General features: G+C 73.4%; 4 protein-coding genes. All 4 read right to left on the bottom strand.

From position 1 onward, the window contains the following. Window positions 1–47: 47 nt before the first annotated feature. The 4 genes from ACH9EU_RS06085 to ACH9EU_RS06070 all read right to left on the bottom strand — a co-directional run bounded on the left by ACH9EU_RS06085 (window position 48) and on the right by ACH9EU_RS06070 (window position 3,942). Window positions 48–293: an acyl carrier protein gene (locus tag ACH9EU_RS06085; RefSeq protein WP_017833742.1), complete on the bottom strand. Its 246-nt coding sequence runs from the start codon at window positions 291–293 to the stop codon at window positions 48–50. Window positions 294–495: 202 nt separating this feature from the next. After that, window positions 496–1,563: a beta-ketoacyl-ACP synthase 3 gene (locus ACH9EU_RS06080; RefSeq protein WP_396413047.1), complete on the bottom strand. Its 1,068-nt coding sequence runs from the start codon at window positions 1,561–1,563 to the stop codon at window positions 496–498. 111 nt (window positions 1,564–1,674) lie between these two features. After that, window positions 1,675–2,589 carry an acyltransferase domain-containing protein gene (locus ACH9EU_RS06075; protein ID WP_396413046.1) on the bottom strand — a complete coding sequence of 305 codons (915 nt, stop codon included), beginning with the start codon at window positions 2,587–2,589 and terminating at the stop codon, window positions 1,675–1,677. A gap of 78 nt (window positions 2,590–2,667) precedes the next feature. Beyond that, the gene (locus tag ACH9EU_RS06070) at window positions 2,668–3,942 is read right to left on the bottom strand and encodes a helix-turn-helix domain-containing protein (RefSeq protein ID WP_396413045.1); all 1,275 of its coding nucleotides are present in this window, start codon (window positions 3,940–3,942) and stop codon (window positions 2,668–2,670) included. Window positions 3,943–3,987 lie beyond the last annotated feature (45 nt).

The raw sequence follows: 3,987 nt of genomic DNA, 5'->3' as shown, positions 1-3,987 counted from the left end.
CGCGGCGGGCGCTGCGCCCCGCCGCGCCCCGCTGAGCGCCGTCCGGCTCAGGCCTGGGCGTTGTCGATGAAGTTGACGGCGTCCTCGACGGTCTTGAGGTTCTTGACCTCCTCGTCGGGGATGGTCACGTCGAACTTCTCCTCGGCGTTGACCACGATGGTCATCATCGAGATGGAGTCGATGTCGAGGTCCTCGGTGAAGGACTTGTCGAGCTGGACGGCCTCGGTCTCGAGACCCGTCTCCTCGTTGACGATCTCGGCCAGGCCGGTCAGGATTTCCTCTTTGCTCGCCATGGTGGCTTCCTTTCTCTGCGGCTGCCGGAGCAGCCGGTGGTGACGGGCGCTCCCGGGCTGGTGCCGGGCGCATCTGTCCCGGTCGGGCCGTGGGGCCGGTCCGGGGGACAACGGGTGTGCGGTTCAACCCTACGACGTGTCGCGAGGGGGCCGCGTCGGCATCGACACGTGCGGGCCGGAGCGCCGCACCTGTCCGTGCGGGTCAGGGGAGGACGACGACCTGGGCCCCGTAGACCAGCCCGGCTCCGAAGCCGATCTGCAGGGCGAGCTGCCCGGACAGCTCCGGGTGCTCGGCCAGCAGACGGTGCGTCGCCAGGGGCACCGACGCGGCGGAGGTGTTGCCGGCATCGGCGATGTCCCGGGCGATGACGACGGACTCGGGCAGCTTCAGGGTCTTGGCCATCTGGTCGATGATCCGCATGTTCGCCTGGTGGGGGATGAACGCGCCGATGTCCTCGGGTCCCACCCCGGCCACGTCCATGGCCTCCTGCGCGCGCTTGGCGACCTCCCAGGAGGCCCACCGGAACACGGTCTGGCCGTCCTGTCGCAGCGTGGGCCACAGTGTGGCGTCCTCGCGCATCCGGCCGGTCTGCGGGTCGTGGAGGTCCGGGGAGTCCGTACGGGGCCGGCCCCGCTCCACGGCCCGGATGTCCGTGAGGGGGTGCGTCATCCGGATGGCGTCCCACTTGGAGCCGTCGGAGCCCCACACGGAGGGCCCGATCCCCGGGGTGTCGGACGGGCCGACCACGACGGCGCCGGCGCCGTCGCCCAGCAGGAACGAGATGGAGCGCTCCCCGTTGTCGATGACGTCCGAGAGCTTCTCCACGCCGATGACCAGCACGTTGTCCGCGGCGCCCGAGCGCACCAGGGCGTCCGCCTGGGCGATGCCGTAGCAGTAGCCGGCGCAGGCCGCCGAGATGTCGAAGGCCGGCGCGGGAGTGGCGCCCAGGCGGTCGGCCAGCGCCGCCGCGGCGGACGGGGTGAGGTAGGGGAACGTGATCGTGGAGACGATCACAGCGTCGAGCTGGGCGGCCTCGAGGCCCGCCGCGGCCAGTGCCTCACGGGAGGCGTGCTCGGCCATGTCGAGGACGGAGACGTCCTCGGCGGCCCGGTGCCGGGTCCTGATCCCGGTGCGCTGCTGGATCCACTCGTCCGAGGACTCGATCCACTGGCACACGTCGTCGTTGGTCACGACCACGTCCGGCCGGTAGACGCCGAGCCCGAGGATCCGGGAGTGCGCGTTGGTCTGGTTCTGCTTGAGGGTCACCACAGGGGTCGTTGCTCCTTCGTGCGGCCGGGCGCGGCCGACGGGCCGGCGGGGCGGGGCGGAACGGCTGCTCCGGCCCCAGGACGTGCTGCGCAGCGGGTGCGCGGGCGGACGTCAGCCAAGAATACTCCGGGCGGCGTCGAGTTCTGCCGCGGAGTTCACCGCGAGGGCCGGGACGCCCTTCATGCCGCGCTTGGCCAGTCCCACGAGGGTGCCCGCGGGCGGGAGCTCCACGATCTGCTCGACGCCGCGATCGAGCAGCGTCGCCATGCACAGGTCCCACCGCACCGGGCGGCAGACCTGCGCCACGAGCTGCTCCAGGCCGGCGGCGCCGGACGGCACGGGGGCCCCGTCCGCGTTGGAGAGCAGGGTGTGCACGGGGTCCGCCGGGGAGAGCGAGCGCACGAGCTCGCGCAGCGGCTCCAGGGCGGGCGCCATGTGCTCGGTGTGGAAGGCGCCGGCGACCTTGAGGGGGATCACCCGCGCGCGCGCCGGCGGGTTCTCGGCGAGCGCGGCGAGCTGCTCGAGGGTTCCGGCCGCCACGATCTGCCCGCCGCCGTTGATGTTGGCGGGGGTCAGCCCGCCGGCCCGGAGGGCGGCGAGGACCTCGTCCTCCTTGCCGCCGAGCACTGCGCTCATGCCCGTGGGCACGGCCGCGGCGGCCTGGGCCATGGCGTTCGCACGCGTGCGGACGAAGACCATGGCCTCCTCCTCCGTGAGGGCGCCGGCCAGCGCGGAGGCGGTGATCTCGCCCACGGAGTGGCCGGCGAACACGATGTCCTCCCGCTCGGGTCCGAGCCGGTCCGCGAGCAGCCGGCCCGCCACGATCCCGGCGGCCACGATCAGCGGCTGGGCCACGGCGGTGTCCTTGATGGACTCCTCGTCGGCCTCCGTGCCGTAGTGGACGAGGTCGAGCCCGGCGGCCTCGCCCAGCCGGTCGAGATGGGCGCGTACGCCCTCGAGCGCGAGCCATTCGGTGAGGAAGCCGGGTTTCTGGGAGCCCTGTCCGGGGCAGACGATCGCAATCACCGTCCAAGCTTCCCAAGGATGCTCCCGCGGGCGCGGGCGCGGAGGACACGAAGCGCCGGGACCGTGTTTGTAGGGAAGCTACAAGGCGGTCCCCACGGCGGGGGCGGAGGTGTCGATCGGCGTGCAGGACTCCGCGAGCCGCCCGGCCAAGAGTGCGCAGTGCAGCACGAAGGCGTCCCGCGGTACCAGTGGGTCCCAGCCGGTCAGGTCGCAGATCCTGCGCAGCCGGTAGCGCACGGTGTTGGCGTGGACGAACAGCTCCCGGGCGGTCGCCTCCAGGGAGTGGCCCACGGCCACGTACGTGGAGAGCGTCTCGACGAGCCCGGTCGCCGACCGGGTGAGGGGCCGGTAGACCTGCTCGACCATCGCCCGGCGCGCCTCCTCGTCCCCGGCCATGGCCCGCTCCGGCCACAGGTCCTCGGAGTCGACGGGGCGGGGCGCGGTCAACCAGGCCGGGGCCACGGACAGGGCGGCGTGCGCGAGCCGGGCCGAGCGTCCCGCCTCGAAGATGGTGGGGGACTCGGGTCCGTAGGCCACCGGGCCGGGGCCGAACGCCGCGGTCAGCTTCTCCAGGGCGTGCTCGCGGTCCGTGAGGCCGCCGAGGACGAGCACGAGCCGATCGCCCTGGATGGAGACGAGCGAGTCGGAGGCGTAGCGGCCGGCCAGCCGGCGCAGCCGGGCCACCGTGGACGGCCCGGTCGCCTCCGGGGCGGAGCCCGTGAGGACGGTGACCGGACCGGTCGACGTCCAGCCGAGGGCGGCGACCCGGGAGCGCAGCGAGTCGGAGTGCTCTCCGCGGAGGATGCCGTCCACCACGAGCGACTCCAGCCGGGCGTCCCAGGACCCGCGGTTCTCCGCCGCCCGTGCGTAGACGTCCGCGGCGGCGAAGGCGACCTCCCGGGAGTACCGGAGCACCGCCTCCCGCAGGACGGCCTCGTCGTGGTGCCGGGCGAGTTCGGGGACCTTCTCCTCGACCACGTCGACGACGATCCGCAGCAGCTGCAGGGCGTGCTGGAGCGAGATGGAGCGGGTGAGGTCGGTCGGGGCCCCGCGGAACACCTGGGTCAGGACCCAGAGCGGCTCCTCCGGGTCCTCGTACCAGCGCACGAACGAGGAGATCCCCCGCTGCGCCACGAGGCCCAGCTCGGAGCGCTCGTCCGCGCGCAGCTGCTCGAACCAGGCGAGGTCCGTCTCGAGGCGGCGGGTGGCCACCGTGGAGATCGCCCCCAGGTTCGCCTTGAGGTTCTCGAGGGTCTTGGGGTGCGGCGGGGCCGCGGGGCGGGGCCGGTCCGTGGAGCGCCGGCGCGACGGGCGCAGCCAGCGCGTGGTCGGGTTCCCGTCCTCTCCTGCCATGCCTCAGAGCTTAGAGCACGGGCGCACCCGGCCCCGACGCCGCCG

This window comes from Kocuria rhizosphaerae (assembly GCF_044462265.1).
Lineage (GTDB): Bacteria > Actinomycetota > Actinomycetes > Actinomycetales > Micrococcaceae > Kocuria > Kocuria rhizosphaerae.
This window is presented reverse-complemented; position numbering and strand designations above follow the sequence as displayed.

Coding starts and splice junctions, on each gene's coding strand:
- ACH9EU_RS06085 (WP_017833742.1), bottom strand. CDS start 293: ATGGCGAGCAAAGAGGAAATCCTGACCGGCCTGGCCGAGATCGTCAAC.
- ACH9EU_RS06070 (WP_396413045.1), bottom strand. CDS start 3,942: ATGGCAGGAGAGGACGGGAACCCGACCACGCGCTGGCTGCGCCCGTCG.